We start from the raw sequence: 23,114 nt of genomic DNA, 5'->3' as shown, positions 1-23,114 counted from the left end.
CTCCATCTGTCTTATCAACTCCTCACTCCTAACTCCTAACTCCTAACTCCTAACTCCTAACTCTTAACTAACCACGGCCCGATCCCCTGATGTCATTGTCGGGGCGGTCAGCGGCGGCAGGTGCCGCCGCGCCAGGGTCCACATCCTCAAGTCCCCATTACGAATCAGGAGACCCGCAATGACTATGACTGCCGCCCAGAAGAAAGAAGTCGTCACGGCCTATGCCCGTGCCGAGAACGACACCGGTTCCCCCGAGGTGCAGGTCGCGCTCCTGACCGCCCGCATCCAGGGTCTGGCCGATCACTTCAGCACCCACAAGCACGACCACCACTCGCGCCGCGGTCTGGTTCGGATGGTCAATTCCCGGCGTAAGCTGCTCGACTATCTCAAGGGTGAGAACCTGGACCGCTATCGCGAACTGATCGCGCGTCTGGGCCTGCGCCGCTAAGGCGAGCCCCCAGGACCGGCGACGGCGGTCGTCCGGTCCCGGGTCCCGCGGCGCGAGGCGCCGCCGGGGCCCCACTGAAGGTGCCGCCGCGAGGACGACACCCCCGAGCCCCCGACGCACCAGGACGCTTGAAGCTGCGGCGACTCAACACCCGAGGCCCAAACCAGCGATCGACGGCGGGGAACCGGACCGGCGATCCAGGCCCGAGGCACAGACCCGAGGTAAGACCCGTGATTCCCACGCCAATCGTTAAACAATTCCAGTTCGGCAACCAGACCATGACCCTGGAGACCGGCGAGATCGCCCGCCAGGCGGATGGGGCCGTGCTGGTCAACATGGGCGGCACCGTGGTGCTCGTGACCGTGGTGGTGCAGAAGAAGGCCGGCCCGGAGCGTGACTTCCTGCCGCTGACCGTCGACTACCAGGAGAAGACCTACGCCGCCGGCCGCATCCCCGGCGGCTTCTTCCGCCGCGAGGGCCGCCCGAGCGAGAACGAGATCCTCACCTCGCGCCTGATCGACCGGCCGATCCGTCCCATGTTCGCCGATGGTTTCACCAACGAAGTCCAGATCATCGCCACGGTCAAGTCACTGAACCCGGCGGTGAACCCGGAGGTCCCGGCCCTCATCGGCGCCTCTGCCGCGCTCGCCGTCTCCGGCGCCCCCTTCAACGGACCCATCGCCGCCGCCCGGGTCGGCTACAAGGACGGCGAATACACCCTGAACCCCGCCGTCGTCGGCCTGGGACCGGACAGCGATCTCGACCTGATCGTGGCCGGCACCGAGCACGCCGTCCTGATGGTGGAGTCCGAGGCGCGCGGGCTCTCCGAGGAGATCATGCTCGGGGCCGTCCTGTATGGTCACGAGCAGATGCAGGTGGTGATCCAAGCGATCCGGGAACTGGCGGCGGCCGTCCACAAGGCGCCCATCGTCTTCAACCCGGTCAAGCCCGACCCCGCGCTGGAAGAGGCGGTCAACCGGTTCGGTACCAATCCGATCGCCGAGGTCTACACCATCAAGGACAAGATGGCCCGCTACGGCGTCCTGGACGCGGTGCGCGCCGATGTCGTCGAGCGCATCCGCGCCATCGAGAACTGCCCCTGGAGCGAGGCGCAGGTCCAGGCCGCCATCGAGCGCATGGAGAGCCGCATCGTGCGCGGCAGCATCCTCGAAGGCCGGCCGCGCATCGACGGGCGCGACTCCAAGACGGTGCGCCCCATCACCATCCGCACCGGTGTGCTGCCGCGTACCCACGGCTCCGCGCTCTTCACCCGCGGCGAGACCCAGGCGCTCGTCATCACCACGCTCGGCACCGAGCGCGACAGCCAGATCATCGACGCCCTGGAGGGTGAGCGGCGCGAGCACTTCATGCTCCACTACAACTTCCCGCCCTTCTGCGTCGGGGAGATCGGGCGCGTCGGCAGCCCCAAGCGCCGCGAGATCGGCCACGGGCGCCTCGCCAAGCGCGGCGTGCTGGCCGTCATGCCCGGCATCGAGGCCTTCCCCTATTCGGTGCGGGTCGTCTCCGAGATCACCGAGTCCAATGGCTCAAGCTCCATGGCCAGCGTCTGCGGCACCAGCCTGTCGCTGATGGACGCGGGCGTACCCATCAAGGGCGCGGTGGCCGGCGTCGCCATGGGCCTGATCAAGGAAGGCGACCAGTTCGTCGTCCTGACCGACATCATGGGTGATGAGGACCACTTGGGCGACATGGACTTCAAGGTCGCCGGCACCGCCGAGGGCATCAACGCCCTGCAGATGGACATCAAGATCGAGGGCATCACCCGCGAGATCATGGAGGTCGCACTGGCCCAGGCGAAGGTCGGCCGGCTGCACATCCTGGGTGAGATGAACAAGGTCATCACGGTGCACCGCTCCGAGATGTCCGAGCACGCCCCGCGCATCATCGAGCTCAAGATCCACCCGGAGAAGATCCGCGACGTGATCGGCAAGGGCGGCTCGGTCATCCGCGCCATTACCGAGGAGACCGGCGCCACCATCGACATCAGCGACGACGGCATGGTCAAGATCTTCTCGGTGGAGAAGGCCGCCGGCGAAGAGGCCAAGCGCCGCATCCGCCTCATCACCGCCGATGTGGAAGTGGGCAAGATCTATGAGGGCAAGGTCGCCCGCATCATGGACTTCGGCGCCTTCGTCACCATCCTCCCCGGCCGCGACGGTCTGGTGCACATCTCCCAGATCTGCGAAGAGCGGGTGCAGTCCGTCACCGACAAGCTCAAGGAGGGCGACGTGGTGCGCGTCAAGGTGCTGGAGGTCGATAAGCAGGGACGGATTCGGTTGAGCATGAAGGCGATCGAGTTGGGCGAGTGATTGCCTAGTGTAAAGACCGGTTCGGCCATCCGCGGATGGCCGGGCAAGAAGAAGGGGCCGAGAGGCCCTTTTTTCTTGAGCGGGGCGCTTCCGGGCCGGGCGGGATATGCCCTGGTTCACAAGCTCTGCTTGGGAACCCAAAGGGGGAGATCTACTTCCCGTGATACGCGAAACAGAGCTTCGTCGTCGCATTCCCAAGCAAAGCTTAGAAACGACGGGAAAACGCCGCAACTGCCCGCGATAGCTAACACCAGTGCGCTACAGCGAAGTTCTGAAACTGGCTCGTCCTGGTTATCACATCCGCCTTGCTGAATCCCTGCGCTGCGATATAGTTCCCGAGACCCTTAATGTAGGGATTCGCGGACCGCCCATAAGCAGGCACCTTCAGGGGTGGAGGTTGATTATTAGCGATATTTTGAAGGACATTCTCAAGCAACGATAGATTGCCGGCCAAGTTGTTAGATGAGGCATAGTCATCGGGGTTGGTGAATCCAGATCCAGGCAGGGTGATCGCTGGCGTCCGTGCAAACACATGCTCGATCGTCACGTCCTTGAACAATCGCAAATTCGTAGAAATAAAACCAGGATGGCTGGAGGAAATGAACTCCCACAACAAATACTTGAGCCCTGGTCTTCCGTAAGGATTGCTGAGGTTGGCGCTGAAATAGGCATCGGGTTGCCAGTTGTTCCAGTAACCGTTCAGGGCCGCAATCATGGGCTGTTCATTTATGGCACGTAAATACGGTAGCGTGTCCTGATACAGCGGTGTAATGCGTGTCTTGTTCGCCACCTTGAAGACGCGGACGTCCGTCGTCTCGATCGCTTTGATGAACTGAGGTGTCAACCATCCATGGATCTGGGCTCCAACCAGAATCGGCATCATCGAGGGATGGATACCGAGAAAGCCAAACAGTTTCAGCAGAGCGGGGTTCGCCTGCGCCTTGCTGGACAACGCGATATCGTTCAATCCGTTGGCAACATTCTCCATGTCCGTCAATAAGTCAGTAAGGAAGCCGCCGACCCCGGCAGCTCCATTTGCCAGTTGCGATGCCGCCCTCTGGAAAAAGTCCAATGCGGAGGCTGCGCTCGCTAGGGCATTATGCGCCAACTTGTCAACCGGATTGTCGAGATGATGCACCGCGATGGCTTGATGGGCAAAATAGTGATAGAAAAGGCGCACGAATCCTTCGTCATTCAAGTCCCTGAAAAACGGTAGCTGCTCCGTCCTCCCTAGCTCATTGATCGTGTCCAGGGTGCGGTAGACCAGGCCGAACACCTGGTTGATTTGCGCGGCGCGCCTGCCACCCTGCGTATGATCGATAGCGAACAGAGTTCCTTTCAGTTTTTCGAGTACCGATAGCGGTTTGCCGCGGTCGTTGAGCGTAAGGAAGGCTTGCATCGCCAACTGCTCGTTGCCGGCGTCGAATTCAAGCGCGATGGTGCTGTTGAGAAAGAAGTCTAGCAATCCCTGTTGCTCGGCCGGTTGACGCTGCCTAATCTGTTCTGAAAGATACTTTTTCGCCTCCATCAATCGGGTATTCGTCGCCAGATCGAGGCCGCGAATCTGGTTCTCGGGCACGTTGCTTATAAGGTCGTTAAACGAGTCGAGATTCAGGCTACCGGGGGTGATGATAGGTGCACCGCCGGGTAGAAGTTGCTTCTGCAAATCCTTGAAAACCACATGATCAAATGCGGCGAGGAGAAGCGACAAGGTGATCAGGCGCTGTTGCCCATCGACGACATCGTAAATGGGTATCGCCAATATTCCATTAGCTCGCGTTCGGTTTGTCTTATTGACGGTGATGGTTCCCCAATAGTAGGGTTGAGCGGCGTCACCGTTCTGTTCCCTAGCTGCCGAGTTTCGGTAGGCTTGTAAGAGGTCGGACCAAAAGTCATCTACCTGATGGTCTTTGGAATTATTTTCCTGTCGCACCCAGGCATAGCTGCGCTGATAATCAGGAACCGCATAGGCAGCTTGACATGAAAACAGGCTGCCAAGGACTTTGATCAGGGCCATGGGGTTCATCTATCTCTCCTTAGGTGGAAGAAGCGGTCCAGATCGACATCGCCGCTGTAGAATGCAGAGCGGTCGTCGGTCTGCTGGAGAGGCCGAATCAGCAAGTCAGTGTGGTTCGCCACGCATCAGTTCTCGCAACGCCGCAGTCGGAGCCTCGTTGGCGGCCAAGCACGCAGCGATCCGTCGCTGTGGTGCGCAATTACGTCGAGTTCGTCCGCCAATCGGCGCCTGGCAATTGTCCGCTCCAGGCGCTCCAGCCGTTCGCGCAGGGCCAGGGTGATGGCGGTCGTCCTCGTTTCGCCGGTCAAGCGCTGGAGCCTGGGAGCCGGATGCCGGGGGTTCCCGGACCAACGATCCCCGGCGGTCAATAGCGTCCGCCGGTCTTCAACAGGTAATTGCGAAGCTCGCTGGTCTCTGAGTTAACGCGCACGAGGTTGGCGTGGGTGATGCGGAACAGGGCGCGCATGACCTTGTAGACGAGCCATGGATGGGTCTCGACCAGGGACTCGAAGGCGTCGGGTTCCAAGGTCAACACCTGGCTGTCGCCGACTGAGCGCAGCCCGGCCTTGCGCGGCGACCCATCGACGAAGGCGCGCGTGCCGGCGCATTCGCCGGCGCGCAACTGGTAGATGGTCTCCTCGGTGTCGCCGACGACCTTGACCACCTGGATGGCGCCCGCGGCGAGCATTAAAAGGGTACGGTGCTCATCGCCCTCGACGAGCAGCGTCTCACCATCGTGCAGCGTCATCACCCCCATCTGGTCCGCGAGCACTTGGATCTCGTCCGCGCCGAGTTCAGCCCCGAGCAGTGAGACCTTGAGCGTTTCCGACTTGTCTGCCTGATTCATCGATCGATCACCCCTGTCTGCTGCGTCAAGAATAGGACGGACGCTTGTCGTCCACCCGGACCGGGGTCCGCGGCCGCGGGCCCCCTCAGTGTAGCGCCGCACTCAGTCGAAACGCACCTTCGGATTGGCGGAGGCCGGGGTGGCGCGGTCCCAGGCCCAGTCGCGGATGAAGCGGATCTGTTCGTTCATGGACTTGGACAGGGGCACCAGGCGGCGCGCCTGGACGGCGATGTGCTCAGTGGCGAAGGGGCCGCCGTCGCGCTCGGCGTCGATACGCGCGGCGATGACGATCTGTTCGATCTCGGCGGCGGTCCAGTCGCGGCTGTCGCGCACCAGTCGCTCCAGGTCGAAGGCGGCGGGGTCGCCGCGGTTGTGGCGGATGTGGACGGCGAAGATCGCGGCGCGTTCCTCGTCGTTGGGCAGGTCGAAGAAGAAGACCTCGTCGAAGCGGCCCTTGCGGATCATCTCCGCCGGCAGGGCCTCAATGCGGTTGGCGGTGGCGGCGACGAAGACCAGCGGCGGCTTCTCCTGCATCCAGGTCAGGAAGGCCGAGAGGATGTGGGAGGCGGCGTCGGCGCGGCCCTCGCCCCCACCCAGGCCGTTCTCGATCTCGTCGATCCACAGCACCGCGGGGGCGACCGATTCGATGGTGCGCAGGGCCTTGTGGAAGGTCGCCTGGGGGTTGCCGTAGAGGTCGGCATAGATCAGGTTCATGTCCAGCCGGAACAGCGGCACGCGCCAGGCGTGGGCGATCAGCTTGGCGCACAGGCTCTTGCCGCACCCGCTGATGCCCATGAGCAGCAGCCCCTTGGGTACCGGCAGACCCGCGTCCACGGTGCGCTGATTAAACAGCGGGGCGCGGCGGACGATCCAGTCCTTGAGGACGGTGAGGCCGCCGATGCGCTCCGGGTCCACCAGGTCCGGCACATAGTCGAGGAAGGCGGCGCCGCTCACCGCCGCCTTCTTGGCCGCGCCGACCGCGGTCAGCATCCCGTCGCGGGTCAGGCGCCCGGTCGCCAGGACGCGGTGCATGACATGGCTCACCTCGTCGAGCGTCAGTCCCTTCAGGGCCAGCGTGAGTTCGCCCAGGGCCTCGTCCGGCAGGGGCTTGGCCGTATAGCCGACCCACACCGAGCGTACCCGCTCCCCGATCTCATCGGTATCGGGCAGGGGCATCTCCAGCAACAGCACACTGGCGCGTAGCGCGGGCGGGATCAGTACCTCCGGCGAAATCATCAGGAGTGCGCTGCCCGGCCGACCCATCAGGGCCGCATGGGCGTCGCGCAGCGCCCGTGCGACCTCGGGCCGCTCCAGAAAGGGGGTCAGGTCGTGAAAGAGATAAAGGCCGGGCGCCGGCGCCGCGGCGACCGCCTGGATGGCGGCGACCGGGTCGCGGGTGTCGCCCGCCGTCGGCGAGACGACAGGGGCGGCCGACCCGTCGGCCGCGGGCTGCAGCCCCCGGGTGCAGGTCCAGGTCCAGAGCGCGCTCCCCGGAGCGACCTCGGCGGCCAGGCGCCACAACCGCTGGGCTACCCGTACCTCCTCGGCGCAGTGGATGTAGATCAGCGGGTGTCGGCCCTCGATGGCCGCGCGCAGTGGGTCCAGGGACACGTCATCCTCCTGTCGGGCGGTTGGCGGATGCGCCGGCCTGGATCATCGTTGCGGCCAGCGCTGCGCATTTGGAGTCCAAGGCTTCAGCCTTGGCCTGCTGATCCAAGGCTGAAGCCTTGGACTCCAGCCGGCCAGTGCCGCGGCTGGCCGGAACCATGGGCCGACGCGGCTCAGGCGCCGGCCCCTTCCTCGAGCCGCTGGACCCGCACCTTCAGGTCCGAGACGTCCTCCTCCAGCCGCTCCACATGGTGTGAGTGGAAGCGCTCATGCTTGGCCTGATCCAAGGCAATACGGCGCATGAAGGTACCCAGGTCCTGCAGCCCGATCTCCACGCGCTCCAGCCGTGCATTGCTTTGGTCCAGCCGCGCGTTGATCTGGTCCAGCCGCTCATTGGAGTCCTGACGCAGTTCCCGGATGCCGTCGCGGATCTCGCGCAAGATTTCGATGGTGAGATCGGTGGTCATGGTGTTGGAATCCAGCCTTTGGAAGGGTTCACCAATCGACAACGACGGCATCTTGGCGGCAGCGCTTACCGATACTGCCGCAGATACCACCACTCGAAGGCGCGCTTCATCCAGTGGAGAATGCGCATGGCGGGCAGGACGATGTTGTACTTCTCGTTGCGTCCGACCAACATGCCCCGGTCGTTGGCATCGACGATGCAGAGCAGTTCCACCCGGAAGGTCTCGGTGGGTTCGCGTCCCTGCAACTCGGCGACCAGATTGTGGACGGCGGCGCGCGCCTGCAGGTCCGCCATGTGCGCCTGCTTGGGCATCCAATCGGGCCCCGGAAAGCTGCCCGCGTCGCCGGCCACATAGACTCGCGGGAAGCCCGGTACCCGACACTGGGCGTCGCCCTGGAGCAGCCCGCCCGGGGAGCGCGGCAGGTCGGTATTGTCGAACCAGGCGTCGCCGGTCATGCCGGGCATGAAGATGATGAGATCCGCATCGAAGCTGCCGGCCTCGGTCGTGACCTGGCGCTCGCTGAAACCCTTGAGCTTGGAACCCAAGTGGGTCTCGATGCCGAGTCGGGCCATCTCCTGCAACAGACCGCCCACGGCCTTGGGGCCCAGGCGGTTGCCGGGCTTGTCGGCCGGGGTGAAGAACACCAGCTTGAAGCGCTCGCGCCGCCGCTGGCGGCGCAACTGGGTGTCCATCCCGAACAGGAACTCGAAGACCGGTCCGCCCCGCATGGAACCGGGTTCATTGGGGTTGCCGGCAAAGCCCATGGCGATGGTGCCCCCATCCATGGCCTGCACCCGGTCGCGGATCGCCTGCGCCGCGGCGATGCCCTCGCAGGGGGTGATGGCGTGCTCGATCCCGGGGAGCTTCTTGATGAAGCGCCCGCCGCTGGCGATGATCAGTCCGTCGTTGTCGATCGGCCGCGCGCTGGTCTCCAGGGTCCGGCCGCCGTTGGTGAGCCCGGTCGCCTCGGCGGCGACGTGATTGACCCCCATGCGCTTGAAGAACTGCCTCAAATTGATGCGCAGGTCATCGCCGGTGCGCAGCCCGCTGGGGACCCAGATCAGGCTGGGATAGTAGACAAATTCGGGCCGGCGGCTGACCAGTGTCAGGTCCGCGCTCAGACCCGACTCGCGCAGCCTGGTGACGGCGTTCAAGGCACCGAAACCCGAGCCGACGATGGTGATGCGATGCATAAGCGACTCCGTTGGCAGATGGGACCCGACCGATGCACAGGCCGGGGCAGCCGATTGTAGCGCCTTCCCGGCCGCCGGATGCCTGGCGGACGACGCGGTGACGGGAACGGCCGATCAGTTGCCCGCCGGTGGGTCCGTCACCAGCAGCGGCTCCAGCACCGGCCAGACGTTATCGAGGATGCGCGGCTGGGCCGCGGCGCCCGGATGGACCCCGTCGGCCTGCATCAGGGCGCGGTCCTCGGCCACCCCGGCGAGGAGCCCGGGCACCAGCGGCACCCCCTGCGCCGCCGCCAGGTCCTGGAACACGGCTTGAAAGGCCTGGTTGTAAGCCGCACCGTAGTTGGGGGGCAATTGGATACCGGTGAGCAGGACCCGGCTGCCGGCCGCCCGCCCCGCCTGGATGATCCGGGCCAGATTGTCCCGGACCACCGTCGGCTTCAGACCGCGCAGGCCGTCATTCGCGCCCAGTTCTACGATCAGGATCGCCGGGCGGTGGCGCTTGAGAAGTTCCGGCAGGCGCGTCAGGCCCCCGGCCGTGGTGTCGCCGGAGAGGCCGGCATTGACCACCCGCCAGTCCAGGCCGCGCTCGCGCAGGCGGCCCTGGAGCAGGGCGACCCAACCGTCCGCAAGCGCAATCCCATAGGCGGCGCTCAGGCTATCCCCCAGGACCAGGATCACGGGCGGCGCGGCGTCGGCGCGCGCCGCGGGCGGCAGTCCGAGCACGGACACACTGAGAAAGGCAATCCACAGCAGGCGCATCATGACAGTCAATCCGGTCGAAGTCGTAGCCAGGGCCCAGGGGCTCGGCAAGCATATCAGCGCTCCGAGCGGCGAGTTGACCATTTTGGACGGGCTCGACCTCCAGATCCAGGCCGGTGAGGCGGTGGCCATCCTGGGCGCCTCCGGCTCCGGCAAGTCGACCCTGCTCGGGCTCCTGGCCGGGCTCGACAGCGCGAGCCGCGGCGAGGTCTGGCTCTGCGGCCGGCACCTGGCGGGGCTGGACGAGGACGGGCGGGCGGCACTGCGCGCCGGGCGCGTCGGCTTCGTGTTCCAGAGTTTCCAACTCCTGCCCACCCTCACCGCCCGCGAGAATGTCCTGCTCCCGCTGGAACTCACCGGCAATAGCGACGCCGAGGTGCGCGCCGACGAGGCCTTGGAGCGGGTGGGTCTGACCCCGCGCGCCGGTCACTACCCGCGCCAACTCTCCGGCGGGGAACAGCAGCGGGTCGCCATCGCCCGCGCCTATGCCCCGCGCCCGCGGGTCCTGTTCGCGGACGAACCCACCGGCAACCTGGACGAGGCGACCGGCGAGCACATCATCGACCTGCTGCTCGACCTGCGGCGCGAATCCGGCGCCGCCCTGGTGCTGGTGACCCACGACCCGCGCCTGGCCGAACGCTGCGACCGGCGGCTGCGGATGCACGACGGGGCCTTGTCGGCGATGGCGTAAATCCGGGGAGATTATTAAACACAAACACCATCGTTGTCGTTGTCGTTGTCGTTGTCGTTGTCGTAATCGGAGAAACGATCCAATTTCGGGTGCGAGAAAATCCAGAACGCGACGATAACCTCGATTACGACTACGACAACGACAACGACGCTGCCTAATGGCTTATCAGCGAACCGTTCTCTATTGTCCACAATCGACTTCGCACCAGGAACTCTTTATGACCCCATCGACATGGCGAATCACCCGTCGCTTCCTGCGCCAGGATTGGCGTAGCGGCGAGCTCTATATGCTCGGCGCCGCCCTGGTCCTGACGGTGGCGGCCATCACCGCGGTCGGCTTCTTCACCGAGCGCATCGAGTCGTCCATGACCCGCCAGGGCGGGGAGCTGATCGCCGCGGACCTGGCCATCGACGGCTCCGCGGCCCCGCCGGCCGACTATCTGGGGCAGGCGACCCGGCTGGGGTTGGTCAGCACCCGCACGCTCGAGTTCCCCAGCGTGGTCATGGGCGCGCAGGGGCCGCAACTGGTGCAGGTCAAGGCGGTGGACGCGCCCTACCCCCTGCGCGGGCGCTTGCGGGTGCAGGACGGCTTCACCAACCCGGAGCGCATCGTCGAACAGGGGCCGCCGCCCGGCGAGGTCTGGGTGGAGGCGCGCCTGCTGCGACTCCTGGAGGCGCCGCTCGGGAGCGAAGTCGGCCTGGGCGAGGCGCGCCTGCGCATCGGCGCCATCCTGAGCTATGAACCCGACCGCGGCGGGGGCCTCTTCCAACTCGCCCCCCGACTGCTGATGAACGCCGCGGACCTGCCGGCCACCGGCCTGGTCAGCCCGGCGAGCCGCGTCAAGCACCGCCTGCTGCTGGCCGGTGAGGTCGCCGCGGTGGACGCCTATACCGGTTGGCTCAAGCCGCGGTTGCCGGTCAACTTCAACCTGGTGGACGGGCGCACTGCCCGCCCCGAGTTCGAGTCGGCCCTGGACCGCGCCTCCCGCTTCCTGCACCTGGCGACCCTGGTAACGCTGCTGGTCGCCGGCAGCGCCATCGCGCTCGCCAGCCGCCGCCTGGTGGAGCGCCAGATCGACGCGGTGGCGATCATGCGCTGTCTCGGCGCCCCGCGGCACCTGCTGATGCGGGTCTTCCTGCTGCGCCTCACCCTGTTCGGGCTGGGGGCGAGCCTGGTCGGCTGTCTGGCGGGTTGGCTCGGTCAGCTCGGCCTGGTGGCGGCCCTGTCGGACTGGTTCGGCGCGGACCTGCCCGCGGCCTCGCTGCGGCCGGTGGCGGTCGGGGTCGCGACCGGCCTGATTGCGCTGCTGGGGTTCGCGGTCCCACCGCTGCTGCAACTGACGCGGGTGTCGCCCCTGCGGGCGCTGCGCCGTGACCTGGGGACGCCGCGCGCCTCGACCGCACTCGCCGCGCTGGGGGCCCTGCTGGCACTGGCCCTGCTGATCCTGTGGCAGGCGGGTGACCCGGACCTGGCCTGGAAGCTCCTGGGCGGGGTGGCCCTGGCCCTGGTGACCCTGGTCCTGGCCGTGCTGGGGCTGGTGCGCCTGGCGGGGGGCCTCGCCGGGCGCGCCCGCGGGGTCTGGCGGCTGGGGCTCGCGGCCCTGACCCGGCGGCCCACCTTTGCGGTACTGCAGATCGCCGGCTTCGGGCTCGGTATCCTCGCCCTGCTGCTGCTCGCCGTGGTGCGGGTGGATCTGCTCAAGACCTGGCGCGAGGGGCTGCCCGCGGGTGCCCCCAATCATTTCCTGATCAATATCCAACCCCAGGAGGTGGAGCCGCTGCGCGACTTCCTGCAGGCTCACGGGATCGCCCAGGCCGAGATCTTCCCGATGATCCGCGGGCGCCTGATCCGCATCGGCGAGCACCAGGTCAACCCGTCGGACTACGAGAACCCCCGCGCCGAGAGTCTGGCCGCCCGGGAGTTCAACCTGAGCTTCGCCGACCGGCCCCAGGCCGACAACCGCATCAGCGCCGGACAGTGGTGGGACGCGCCCGCCGCGGCCCCGCAATTCTCGGTGGAACAGGGCCTGGCCGAGACCCTGGGCATCAAGCTGGGCGACCGCCTGACCTTCTTCGTCTCCGGTCACGAGGTGACGGCCCCGGTAACCAGCCTGCGCGAGGTCCGCTGGGACAGCTTCAACGTGAATTTCTTCGTCGTCTCCCCGCCCGGCCTCTTAGGCACCGAGTCGGCCACCTATATCACGAGCTTCCACCTGCCGCGGGCGGGAGAGTCGATGATCCCGGAACTGGTGCAACGCTTCCCCAGCGTCACCCTGCTCGATGTCGATGCCCTGCTCAAACAGGTGCGAGCGGTCGTCGACCGGGGCGTGCTGGCGGTGGAATATGTCTTCCTCTTCACGCTGGCCGCCGGGCTGCTGGTGATGTTCGCCGGCATCCAGGCGAGCCTCGCGGAGCGGCGCACCGAGCACGGCATCCTGCGCACCCTGGGCGCCGGCCGTTGGGCCCTGCTCGGCAGCCTGGCGGTCGAATTCACCGCCACCGGCCTGCTGGCGGGCCTGCTCGCCTCCATCTTCGCGGAACTGACCGGCTGGCTCATCGCCGAGCGCCTGTTCGGGCTCCAATTCGCCTTCAACCCGCTGCTCTGGGTCACCGGCGTCCTGGGCTCCGGCCTGCTGATCGGCCTGGCCGGGACCCTGGCCACCTACCCGCTGCTGATCCGGCCGCCGTTGCAGACCTTGCGGCGGGCGGGGTAAGGCACGCGCAGCGCGATGGGGCGGGTGCGATCAGAACTGATGTGGTGACCGAGATCCCGGGTACGTTGTCGTCGTTGTCGTGGTCGTGGTCGTGGTCGTGGTCGGATTGTTCGATTACGACAACGACAACGACACCCGGAGCGCAGATGACGATACCATTCGAGACTGCCCATGAACGTGTCCTTCCGGTAAGGCTGCATGAAATCCCGTCCCTAGCCCGGTAGCGTAGGAGCCCCGTTTTTGGTGATCCGGAGGCTCCACGATGTCACTGTCACTTCCCGCCGCGGCCGATCTGGCACAGACGGCCGCGGCCTTTGCCCACTGGCGCAACACCACGTCCCAGGGCGCGCGCATTCCCGCGGAACTGTGGTCGCGGGCGGTTGAACTGGCCGCCCGCCATGGGGTAAGCAAGGTCGCCACGACGCTGCGACTGGACTACGCCGGTTTGAAGCGGCGGCTGACGGCGCGGACAGCGCCCCTGCCGGTGCCCACCACGGCGCCGCCGGCCTTTGTGGAAATGATGCTGGGCTTACCACCGTCGGGGCCGGGCTGCGTGCTGACCCTGTCCGACGCCCGTGGTCGTTCGTTGCGCATCGAGTGGACCGGGGCGGCGACCGGCGAGGTCGCGACGGTGGCGTGTCGCCTGTGGGAGGCGGCGCCGTGCTTGCCCTGACCCCGCAGTTGCGGGTCTTGGTCGCGACGGACCCGGCGGACTTTCGCCAAGGCATTGATGGTCTTGCCCGGCGGGTGCGCCAGGTGTTGGCGGACGAGCCCATGAGTGGAGCACTCTTCGTCTTCCGCAACCGCCGCGGTACCGCGATCAAGCTCCTGGTCTACGACGGCCAGGGTTTCTGGCTGTGTCAGAAGCGCCTGTCCGAAGGCCGCTTTCGGCACTGGCCGAGCGGCCCGCCGGGGCAGGTGCTGGCCCCCCAGGAACTGGCGGTATTGCTCGCCGGTGGGGATTGGCGCGCCGCGGCGGGGGCGCCGGTGTGGCGGGCGTTGACGCCGGGGGCGTGACGTGGCGGTGTACGATGCGGTATAACGCCGTGTATGAACACGACGCTCCTGCACCACCGGCCAGTCGCGGCATGAGCCGGCGTAAGAACCCGCGCACCCCGCGGGTGTCGGTCCCCATCGCGCGACTCGATGCCATTGTCGAGCGCACCCGTACCCAAGCGCTGCCGGTGGATGACCACGCCACCCTCAAGGCGGCGGTCGACACCTTGGCGCGCCTGACCGAGGAACTGGAGACCACGACCACCACCCTGGAGCGGGTGCGTCGGCTGATTTTCGGACCCCGCACCGAGACCACGGACACGGTCCTGGGCAAGGACCAGCCAGCGCCGCGCGATGCCCCGGCGCCGCCGGCCGACGCCGACCCGGCGGCGCCGGGCGCCAGCGACGGCGATGCCACGCTGCCGCCCCACCAAAAGACACGCACTGGCCACGGCCGCAACGGGGCCGACAAGTATCCCCGCGCCCCGCGCATCCCGGTTGCCCACGCCACCTTGAAGCAGGGCGACCCCTGTCCCGAGCCCGGTTGCACCGGCCGGGTCTATGTCCAACGCCAGGAGCCCGCCGTCCTGGTGCGCGTCACCGGCGTGGCGCCCCTGCAGGCGCAGGTCTACACCCTGGAGCGGCTGCGCTGTGGGCTGTGCGGCACGGTGTTTACGGCCGACCCCCCCGCGGGCGTGGGCGCGGCGAAATACGACGCGACCGCCGCCGCCATGATCGCCTTGCTGAAATACGGCTGCGGGCTGCCGTTTCATCGCATCCAACGCCTGGAGCAGGCGCTGGCCATCCCCCTGCCGGCCACTACCCAATGGGATGTGGTCGCGGCGGCCGCGCCGTGCCTCGCCCCCGCGGTGGAGGAGCTGGCCCAGCAGGCGGCGCAGGGCACGGTGCTCTATAACGACGACACCACCATGCGCATCCTGAAATTCACCGCCGAGGCGCGGGCCGAGGCGCTGCCCCCGGGAGCTAACGCCGAGCGCACCGGGGTGTTCACCAGCGGCGTCGTCGCCGAGACCGTCAATGGCCCGATCGCCCTGTTCAAAACCGGACCTTGTCATGCCGGGGAGCACCTCGCCGAGGTCCTCAACCGGCGCCACGACCCCGTGCCCCCGATCCAGATGTCCGACGCCCTGGCGCGCAACACCCCGGGGGATCATCCCACGCAGGCCGCGTCCTGTATTCCCCATGGGCGCCGCAAGTTCGTCGAGGTCCATGACGCCTTTCCCGACGAGGTCGCCTTCGTGCTGGAAACCCTGCGTCCCGTGTTCCACACTGACCACCAGGCCCAGCACCAGGGACTCGACCCGCACGCGCGCTTACTCCTGCACCAACAGGAAAGCGGCCCGCGGATGCAGGCGCTCCACGACTGGATGGCCACGCAGTTGGAGACGCACGCCGTGGAGCCCAACTCGGGGCTCGGTCAGGCGATCCGCTACATGCAGAATCATTGGCAAAAAATGACCCTGTTTCTGCGCGTACCCGGCGCCCCGCTGAGCAACAACATCTGCGAGCGGGCGCTCAAGAAGGCCATCCTGCATCGCAACAATTCGCTGTTTTATCGCACCTTGAACGGCGCCAAGGTCGGCGATCTGTTCATGAGTCTGATCCATACCGCGGAACTGCACCAAGTGGCGCCGTTTGATTACCTGGTCGCGCTGCAGCGCCATCCCGCCGCGGTGGCACTCGACCCGCCGGCCTGGATGCCCTGGAATTACACCACGGCGCTGGCGCGCCTGGCCGCCGAACCCGCGCCGGACTGATCCCGCGGCGGCCCCGTGCCGCCCGTGCGGGCCTCCTCCCCACACCGCCCAAGGTCCCGACCCGTCACCGCGCTGGGGCGTGGGCGCGCACGGGCAGGCAGACGTCATCCCAGCTTGCTACTGGCGGCTCGCCCGCTCCGCCAACAGCGACAACGGCGGGCCTTGGGTTCGCCAATGACGCGGGGCTCCCACGCTACCGGAACCGCGCTCGGCATTCATGCAGCCTTGCCGGAAGGACACGACGATACCATTCGAGACTGCCCATGAACCAGCAGCCCCCCCGGCGAGACCATCATGCCCGACGCCAGCCTGGAACTCCTGATGACCATGGTCCAGCGGGTGCTGGACTCCCAGCGCGAGGTCCGCGAGGACGTGCGCGAAATCAAGACCCGGCTCGGCCGCTTGGAGAGCGAGGTCGCCAGCCTGCACGGTAAGCGCAGCGCATCCACCAAGACGCGCCGCAACCATCCCGGCTGGCGGATGCGGCGCGCCTGATCCCAAATCCGCCAGTTGCTCACGCCAAGGCGCCAAGCTCGCCAAGAATACAATCGCGTAGATGCAGCATCCAAATCACCGCCGAGTGAATCGCGCAACGCCGATAACGCACTGAAAAACCTTGGCGAGCTTGGCGCCTTGGCGTGAGGACTACTCTTTCCGGGCTGATCGTCGTGCCAGGCCCCCAGCCCCAAGCCCGGATGAAAACCGGAGGTCGAGGCTTTAGCCGGAGGCGGGCTGGAGCCTGGAAGAAGGATTTGTTTCACGCAAAGACGCAAAGATACAGAATATTCCAATGCGATATCTCTGTCGCACGGTTCACCTGCCGGGTTACGGGATCATCGCTTGCAGGGCTCTATTCTTCTTTGCGTTCTTTGCGTCTTTGCGTGACTAATTGCCGATTTCAGGTGGAGCAGCATCGGCGCCGACCGGCTAAAGCCTCGACCTCCGGTGTGGCGTGCTGTTCGCTGCGCTACGCTCAGGCGCATTCTGATTTGCGTTCATTTGCGTTCATTTGCGGACCATCACTCTTTTCCTATTCGCCCCCGCAGGGCGCCGCCGCTTCCTGCCCCCGCTCCCAACAATCGCCCCCGCCCGCCGGGTCGGGATGCGGAATCCCCTCGGCATCGATGCGCGCAACCAGGGTCCGCCAGCGGCGCACGCCCTGCCCGTCCAGTTCCATGCGCAGCACCCAGCCGGTGTTGTTGCTGGCCTCGCTAAAGCCGTTGAAGACGAAATTGCCCAGGCTGTAGATGATGGGCCGGCCGCGATACTGCTCGGTGTCCTGGATGACGTGGGGGTGGCCGCCGACCACGGCGTCCGCCCCGGCGTCGATCATGAGCCGCGCCAATTGGCGCTGGCGCGGGTTGGCGATCGTTTCGTGCTCCCAGCCCCAGTGCATGACCGGGATGACCAGATCGGCCTGATGCGCCGTGCGGGCCATGGCAATGTCGCGCGCGACCTGTTCGTCCTCGCCCCAGGCGACCCCCGGCCAGTCGTAGCCGGCCTCGAAACTGCGCGGCAGGAAGCCGTCGTAGCCGAGCAGCGCGATCCGCAGCCCCTTGCGCTCGACGATCAGGGGCCGGTGCGCCTGCGCCAGGTCCGCACCGCCGCCGAAGCGGCCGATGCCCGCCTGATCCAATAACCCGAGCATCTCGCCGAAGGCGCCGGGTCCGAAGTCGCCGGAGTGATTGTTCGCCAGGGTCACGGCATCGAAATGACGCTTGAGCGGCTCCAGGGTGCGCGGGTGGGCGCGGAAAGTGTAGGGCTTCCCGGGCTCAGCCTCGCCGCTCGTCGCCACGACGCACTCCAGGTTGCCGATCCGGATGTCGGCACCGTCCAGGATCGCGGCAAAGGGTGCGAAGGGGTCCTGCCCGCGGGCGATCACCGCGCCGGGTGTTTCATCCAGCATGATGTCGCCTACCAGGACCAGGGTCACGTTGGACCCATCCGGCGGCGCGGCGGCCTCGATCCTCGTGCCGACCACCCCGGTTACCGAGAGGTCGTTGGTCCGCACAGCGGACCCTAAGGGCTGCGCGTCCAGCCCTGGGGTCCGCGGTGCGGACGAAGCGGCGCCGGCCGGATCGATGATCAAGCCCATCGCAGCGGCCATGCCGCACCAGCAGCAAGCGCAGCACAGCGCGGCGGCCAGGCGCAATCGTCTGGTCATGGGGCTACCTCCACCAGGGTACAACGATACTGCAATTCACGCTCCCGCCCGGGAGAATACAGATAGTTCCACCCGGTGAGCGTCGCGGCGGGGTCGGACGCAATCGTGGGGGCGATATACTTGGCCTGATGCAGCAGGACCAGGCGCCGCTCGGTCTGAAAATAGGTATAGAGATTGATATAGGCAATCCGCCGCGCGTCACCGATGACGACGGCCTTGAAGCGGAACCGGCCGTTGATGGTGACGGGCGCGACGCTGTAGGGATCGGCCACGGGGGCGACGTCGAGGACCTGCACGGTGCCGCCCTGCTCGATCTGACAGCGCAGGCGCGGGTCGGCCGTGGCGGAAAAGGCGGCGGCGAGGAGGCTCAGCAACAGCGCCGGGCAGCGCCGGCGGGCAGTGGCGGGTTGCTGTTTCATGCGGCGCAGCGGCATCTCATGGCCTCCGGGTTGTGACGTCATCAGGGATTGACTGCCGGTCGCCGCCGCGGCCCGCAGCGCCGCGGAGCCGATGGCGATCATCATGACCCCCACGCCGATGAAGGCGACGATGCGGGCAACGGTGCCGGTCACGGCCAGGTCGAGCAGGGGCCGCTTGACCACCGCCGGCACGAGCAGCAAGGCCCCGGCCACCCAGACCGGGCGCGCACCGCGGCGGCGCAGCGCGGCGCGGGCAAAGGATAACACCCGCCCTGGTCCCATCGCCCCCCCTCGCCCATGCTGGTAGGATGGCGTACCGCCCCCAACGTGAAGGAGAGCCCCATGCATCCACTGTCCCGTCGGCTCGCCGCCCTGGCCCTTCTGGGTGCCCTGCCGCTGGCCCCAACGCCAACCCAGGCCGACACCCTGCAGGACGTCAGGGCGCGCGGGGTGCTGCGCTGCGCCGTCAATGGTGCCGTTCCCGGCCTCTCCTTCAAGGATGCGCAGGACCACTGGAGCGGGATCGACGTGGACTTCTGTCGGGCGGTGGCAGCGGCGGTGCTCGGCCGCGCGGACAAGGTGGAACTGGTGCCCACCCCCAGCGGCGACCGCTTCGCTGCGCTGCGCCAGGGAAAAGCGGACCTGCTCGCACGCAACACCAGTTGGACCCTCGAGCGGGACCTCGATCCGGAACTCACGTTCGTCGGCATTCTCTACCACGACGGCCAGGGCTTCATGGTCCACCGCAACACCAGCACCCTGAGCGCGCGTGAACTGTCCAAGAAGCCGGTGTGCGCCGCCGGCAGCAGCGGCCCGCAGAACGCGCGCACCTATTTCGCACGTAATCGCATGGAGTTGGATCTCAAGGAGTTCCCCGATACCCCGGCGGCAACCAAGGCCTACCTGGCCGGCACCTGTTATGCCCTGACCGCGGACCTCTCCCAGCTCTACGCCATGCGCGCCGAACTGGCGGGCGAGGACGCCCATCGCATCCTGCCGGAGATGATCTCCAAGGAACCCCTGGCACCGGTGGTACGCACCGGCGACGGCCGCTGGTTCGACATCGTGCGCTGGACCCTCTTCACCCTGATCAACGCCGAAGAGGCCGGGATCGACTCCGGCAATGTCGATGCGGCGCGCGCGCGTGCCCATGCCGACGACATTCAACTCCTGCTAGACGTGGACGGCCAGACCGGCAAGCTGCTCGGGCTCGACCGCGGCTGGAGCTACCGCATCATCGACCAGGTGGGCAACTACGCGGAGGTCTTCGAGCGCAACCTGGGTGCGGGGTCACCGCTTAAGATCGAGCGCGGGGCCAATGCGCTGTGGCGCGATGGGGGCGTACTTTATGCCCCTCCCGTCCGTTAAGAAAGTTGGGACTGCCTAAGCGCCATTTTCGTTGTCGTTGTCGTTGTCGTAATCGTCCTTATCGCAGCGCCCCGGATTCTCTCGCACCCCAAAGTGCATCGCTTCTCCGACAACGACAACGACAACGACAACGACAACGACAACGACAACGACAACGACAACGACAACGATTGTGCTTAACCTTTTGGCTCGTTACAAACGTACTTTCTTCCCGTACTAACGTACTTTCGATGTGAGTTTCGTCATGCCATTGATCAAACCCTTCGCCGGACTGTGCCCCGCCCCCGGCCGTGCCGCCGCGGTGGCGGCGCCGCCCTATGACGTGATGAACGCCCAGGAGGCCCGCACCATGGTAGCGGGGCGGCCCCTGAGCTTTCTGCACATCTCGCGCCCGGAGGTGGACCTGCCGCCGGACACCGACCCCTATGCCCCGGCGGTCTATGCCAAGGCACGCGAGAACCTGGAGCGGCTGTGCGCGGAGGGCGTGCTGGTCCGCGACCCGACGGCGCGCTATTACTGCTATCGCCTGACCATGGGTCGGCAGGTGCAAACCGGACTGGTAGCCGCCGCCTCGGTGGCCGCCTATGACGCGGGGCGGATCAAGAAACACGAATTCACCCGGCCGGTCAAGGAGGACGACCGGGTGCGCCAGATCGATGTGCTCAATGCCCAGACCGGCCCCGCGTTCCTGGTCTACCGCGCCACGCCGGGCATCGACCAGGTCTTGACCCGCGTGAGCGTCGCCGCCCCGGAGGTCGATTTCACGGCCCCGGACGGGGTGCGCCACGAACTCTGGGCCATCGCCGACCAGCCCACCATCGACGGGCTCACCGCGACCTTCGCCGCCCTGGATGCGCTCTATATCGCCGATGGCCACCACCGCTCCGCCGCCGCCTCCCGGGTGGCCGCGGCACGCCGTGCCGCCAACCCCGATCACACCGGCGACGAGCCCTACAACTGGTTTCTGTCCGTGCTGTTCCCGCACGATCAGATGCAGATCCTGCCGTACAACCGCCTGGTGCGGGACCTGCAGGGTAAGACCCCGGAGACCTTCCTGGGGCAGTTGGCCGACGCCTTCACCATCACGCCGGCCCCGGGGCCCATCGCCCCCCAAGGGCCGGGCCAATTCGGCATGTACCTGGCCGGCCGCTGGTTCCGGCTGGATCTGAACCCCGCCCGCATCCCCGCCGCGGACCCGGTGCGCCGACTGGATGTCAGCCTGCTCCAGGACCAAGTGATCGGCCCCCTGCTCGGCATCGCGGACCCCCGCCGCGACGAGCGCATCGACTTCGTGGGCGGCATCCGCGGTCTCGGGGCGCTGCAGGAGCGGGTGGACTCGGGCGAGTTGGCAGTCGCCTTCTCGCTCTACCCCACCCCGATGGACGAACTGATGGCGGTCGCGGACTTGGGCGAGGTCATGCCCCCCAAGTCCACCTGGTTTGAGCCCAAACTGGCGGACGGACTGGTCAGTCATTGCCTGGACTGAAGCCGCATCCGGCGCCTGACGGGGCGCCGCAGGTCAGGCCCTTTTTCTATCCGGCTACCGAAAAGACCAGCGACACCATAATGCACCGATCCCCACCCGCACACCGCACCCTCCTGACCCGACTGGACGATCGCTTCGGCACCTGGCGTGGACTGGTGCGCCTGTGCCTCGCCTGGAGCGAACTGGCAGCGGGCAGATTACGCCCGTTCGACCAACCCGCGCTCGCGCGCGTGGAGCGTCTGGTCTGGGTCTGTGCGGGCAACGTCTGTCGCAGTCCCTATGCACACCAACTCGCCCGGGAACTGAGGGTACCCTCTGCCTCATTCGGACTGTCTACGGTGACGGGGCAGGCCGCCTGTGCGGATGCGATCACTGCCGCGGCACGGGTCGGCGCCGACCTGACGGCGCATCGCGCCACCGCCTGGGAGGATTTCTCACCCCGGGAAACCGACTTGTACGTCGTGATGGAGATACGCCAGGCGCGGGAGTTGCGGCGCCGACTCGGCGACTGTCCGGCGCCGATCACCTTGCTGGGACTCTGGGGCAGGCCGCGGCGACCGCATATTCACGACCCCATGACCCTGAGCCCAGCCTACTTCGACACCTGCCTGCGCGTCATCGAGCGCAGTGTGTCCGGCCTCGTGCAGTCCTGGCGGCAAGCAGGTCACAACGGCATTCAAGGACCCCAGCGGCGGGTAAGGGCGAACCAGAGATCAGAGAAAAAGGGCAGCGGATCGCCGACCTCAAATACGAAGTACCGGGTGCGCGGATCCACATAGGCCGCCAGAAAGCCAAGCCACTCCTTCGCGGGACTGAATTTCAAGGCGCGATTCTGGATCTTCCCCGGACTGAAAGTAATCCGGAGCAGGCGTTTCAGCTCCGGGACAATGTAACGGCACCGCATACCTGCGCGATAAGCCGGTTGGACAGTGTCGGTACGGCCAAGCGCCCCCACGGCATAGGCGGTCCAGACAAAGCCGGCACCCGCGTGGTAGGCGAGCGGTAGACTGCCCCAGAAGCGCCCATTGATTTCCATGAGCACCGCCTGACGGGTCTGCGGATCGAACCGATACTCGACCATCGCCGGCCCGGAAAATTCCAGTCGGCGCAACAGCTCGAGGGAACGCTCGAATAAGTCGTGATGGGCGTCCAGGCCCACCGACTCGCAGACGGCGGAAAACCCGCCCTCCGGCGGCCATTCCGCGATCCGCCGATGCTGAAAACGCAAGAGCGCCGTGCCGCCGGCCATGTAAGCCATCTGCCCGAGACCGTAACCGGGATAGAATCGCTGGACCAACGGCAACTCCCCCACGGGACTGACCAGTTCCAGATAGGCCCGCAGCTGCGCGGCATCATGAACGTAAAGGGCTTTCTCACATGCCACGCCGATCTCATCGAGTTTGACCTGCACGCGCGCCGGATGACTCCATTTCAGTACCAGCGGAAAGCTCAGCCCCGGCAGAGCCCGTTCCATGGCGGCGAGATCCGGCCACGACCAAGTCTCGGGGGTAGCGATGCCCAGCCCCTGGGCCGCCGCAATGGTGGTCGCCTTGTCCAGCACCCGCGCCATCGGGAGCGCCTCCGGCACCAAGGCGACCACCGCTGGGGCAAGCCGCTCACGCATCCGTTGCAGCCAGCAGATATCACCTTCAGAGACGGTCATCAGCCAGTGGCAGCCGGTCGCCTCGGCGATGCCCAGAAGCTGGGCCAGGAGGGCCTCGTCACCATCCTGACGCACATGCCGCGAGGCGATATAGCGGGAATACAGCCCCAGACTCCGGGAGGAGCGGCCGATGCCATGCACCAGCACCCCGTGCCTGCCGAGCTCAC

21 protein-coding genes are annotated in these 23,114 nt (G+C 66.6%); 11 read left to right on the top strand and 10 right to left on the bottom strand.

Translation table 11 applies throughout. From position 1 onward, the window contains the following. The first annotated feature begins 178 nt into the window (after positions 1 to 178). Complete coding sequence (rpsO, locus tag THSYN_RS09425; protein ID WP_100918914.1) at positions 179 to 448, top strand: 30S ribosomal protein S15; 270 nt, start codon at positions 179 to 181, stop codon at positions 446 to 448. Positions 449 to 726: 278 nt separating this feature from the next. Continuing rightward, entirely contained in the window at positions 727 to 2,778 is a 2,052-nt protein-coding gene (gene pnp, locus THSYN_RS09420) for a polyribonucleotide nucleotidyltransferase (protein WP_236848928.1), read from the top strand. 244 nt (positions 2,779 to 3,022) lie between these two features. On the opposite strand, the gene THSYN_RS09415 is transcribed toward pnp, so the two are convergent. The 7 genes from THSYN_RS09415 to THSYN_RS09385 form a co-directional block, all read right to left on the bottom strand. Then, entirely contained in the window at positions 3,023 to 4,804 is a 1,782-nt protein-coding gene (locus tag THSYN_RS09415) for a GmrSD restriction endonuclease domain-containing protein (protein WP_100918912.1), read from the bottom strand. A gap of 116 nt (positions 4,805 to 4,920) precedes the next feature. Further along, positions 4,921 to 5,103 carry a type II toxin-antitoxin system VapB family antitoxin gene (locus THSYN_RS09410; RefSeq protein ID WP_236848838.1) on the bottom strand — a complete coding sequence of 61 codons (183 nt, stop codon included), beginning with the start codon at positions 5,101 to 5,103 and terminating at the stop codon, positions 4,921 to 4,923. Between the two features lie 56 nt (positions 5,104 to 5,159). After that, the gene (locus THSYN_RS09405; protein ID WP_100918910.1) at positions 5,160 to 5,642 is read right to left on the bottom strand and encodes a Crp/Fnr family transcriptional regulator; all 483 of its coding nucleotides are present in this window, start codon (positions 5,640 to 5,642) and stop codon (positions 5,160 to 5,162) included. 102 nt (positions 5,643 to 5,744) lie between these two features. Further along, positions 5,745 to 7,253, bottom strand: a complete 1,509-nt coding sequence (locus THSYN_RS09400) for an AAA family ATPase (RefSeq protein WP_100918909.1) — start codon at positions 7,251 to 7,253, stop codon at positions 5,745 to 5,747. A 170-nt stretch (positions 7,254 to 7,423) separates the two neighbouring features. Beyond that, positions 7,424 to 7,717: a hypothetical protein gene (locus THSYN_RS09395; protein ID WP_100918908.1), complete on the bottom strand. Its 294-nt coding sequence runs from the start codon at positions 7,715 to 7,717 to the stop codon at positions 7,424 to 7,426. A gap of 65 nt (positions 7,718 to 7,782) precedes the next feature. Further along, positions 7,783 to 8,910, bottom strand: a complete 1,128-nt coding sequence (locus THSYN_RS09390; RefSeq protein WP_100918907.1) for an NAD(P)/FAD-dependent oxidoreductase — start codon at positions 8,908 to 8,910, stop codon at positions 7,783 to 7,785. A 114-nt stretch (positions 8,911 to 9,024) separates the two neighbouring features. After that, on the bottom strand, positions 9,025 to 9,672 hold the full coding sequence (locus tag THSYN_RS09385; protein WP_100918906.1) for an arylesterase: 648 nt from the start codon (positions 9,670 to 9,672) through the stop codon (positions 9,025 to 9,027). Here THSYN_RS09385 and THSYN_RS09380 point away from each other — a divergent pair. The 6 genes from THSYN_RS09380 (at position 9,671) to THSYN_RS09355 (ending at position 16,342) form a co-directional block, all read left to right on the top strand. Beyond that, the gene (locus THSYN_RS09380; protein WP_100918905.1) at positions 9,671 to 10,360 is read left to right on the top strand and encodes an ABC transporter ATP-binding protein; all 690 of its coding nucleotides are present in this window, start codon (positions 9,671 to 9,673) and stop codon (positions 10,358 to 10,360) included. The two genes, THSYN_RS09385 and THSYN_RS09380, sit on opposite strands and share 2 nt — an antisense overlap. 217 nt (positions 10,361 to 10,577) lie before the next feature. After that, the gene (locus THSYN_RS09375; protein ID WP_100918904.1) at positions 10,578 to 13,073 is read left to right on the top strand and encodes an ABC transporter permease; all 2,496 of its coding nucleotides are present in this window, start codon (positions 10,578 to 10,580) and stop codon (positions 13,071 to 13,073) included. Between the two features lie 262 nt (positions 13,074 to 13,335). Then, entirely contained in the window at positions 13,336 to 13,746 is a 411-nt protein-coding gene (locus THSYN_RS09370) for a hypothetical protein (RefSeq protein ID WP_100918903.1), read from the top strand. Then, the gene (tnpB, locus tag THSYN_RS09365; protein ID WP_100918902.1) at positions 13,734 to 14,090 is read left to right on the top strand and encodes an IS66 family insertion sequence element accessory protein TnpB; all 357 of its coding nucleotides are present in this window, start codon (positions 13,734 to 13,736) and stop codon (positions 14,088 to 14,090) included. The genes THSYN_RS09370 and tnpB overlap by 13 nt, the downstream gene beginning before the upstream one ends. 71 nt (positions 14,091 to 14,161) lie before the next feature. Further along, on the top strand, positions 14,162 to 15,847 hold the full coding sequence (tnpC, locus tag THSYN_RS09360; protein ID WP_157817550.1) for an IS66 family transposase: 1,686 nt from the start codon (positions 14,162 to 14,164) through the stop codon (positions 15,845 to 15,847). 294 nt (positions 15,848 to 16,141) lie between these two features. Continuing rightward, positions 16,142 to 16,342, top strand: a complete 201-nt coding sequence (locus tag THSYN_RS09355; protein WP_100918900.1) for a hypothetical protein — start codon at positions 16,142 to 16,144, stop codon at positions 16,340 to 16,342. A 535-nt stretch (positions 16,343 to 16,877) separates the two neighbouring features. Here the strand turns inward: THSYN_RS09355 and THSYN_RS09350 are convergent. Then, positions 16,878 to 18,011, bottom strand: a complete 1,134-nt coding sequence (locus THSYN_RS09350; RefSeq protein ID WP_236848837.1) for a CapA family protein — start codon at positions 18,009 to 18,011, stop codon at positions 16,878 to 16,880. Next, positions 18,008 to 18,697 (bottom strand): DUF2339 domain-containing protein, encoded by a 690-nt coding sequence (locus THSYN_RS33610; protein ID WP_172965253.1) that lies wholly within the window; start codon positions 18,695 to 18,697, stop codon positions 18,008 to 18,010. The genes THSYN_RS09350 and THSYN_RS33610 overlap by 4 nt, the downstream gene beginning before the upstream one ends. Before the next feature lie 75 nt (positions 18,698 to 18,772). Here THSYN_RS33610 and THSYN_RS09340 point away from each other — a divergent pair, with 75 nt between their 5' ends. The 3 genes from THSYN_RS09340 to THSYN_RS09330 all read left to right on the top strand — a co-directional run bounded on the left by THSYN_RS09340 (position 18,773) and on the right by THSYN_RS09330 (position 22,063). Beyond that, the gene (locus THSYN_RS09340) at positions 18,773 to 19,798 is read left to right on the top strand and encodes an amino acid ABC transporter substrate-binding protein (protein WP_100922354.1); all 1,026 of its coding nucleotides are present in this window, start codon (positions 18,773 to 18,775) and stop codon (positions 19,796 to 19,798) included. A 244-nt stretch (positions 19,799 to 20,042) separates the two neighbouring features. Next, a complete protein-coding gene (locus THSYN_RS09335) occupies positions 20,043 to 21,284 on the top strand; it encodes a DUF1015 domain-containing protein (RefSeq protein ID WP_100918899.1) in 1,242 nt (413 codons plus the stop codon). An 80-nt stretch (positions 21,285 to 21,364) separates the two neighbouring features. Then, entirely contained in the window at positions 21,365 to 22,063 is a 699-nt protein-coding gene (locus THSYN_RS09330; protein ID WP_100918898.1) for an arsenate reductase/protein-tyrosine-phosphatase family protein, read from the top strand. Here THSYN_RS09330 and THSYN_RS09325 read toward each other — a convergent pair. Continuing rightward, positions 21,961 to 23,094 carry a carboxylate--amine ligase gene (locus THSYN_RS09325; RefSeq protein ID WP_157817548.1) on the bottom strand — a complete coding sequence of 378 codons (1,134 nt, stop codon included), beginning with the start codon at positions 23,092 to 23,094 and terminating at the stop codon, positions 21,961 to 21,963. The genes THSYN_RS09330 and THSYN_RS09325 overlap by 103 nt on opposite strands. Positions 23,095 to 23,114 lie beyond the last annotated feature (20 nt).

Origin of the sequence: Candidatus Thiodictyon syntrophicum (assembly GCF_002813775.1) — a bacterium.
Lineage (GTDB): Bacteria > Pseudomonadota > Gammaproteobacteria > Chromatiales > Chromatiaceae > Thiodictyon > Thiodictyon syntrophicum.
The sequence above is the reverse complement of the archived record's forward strand: the minus strand, read 5'-3'. Positions and strand labels throughout refer to the sequence as shown.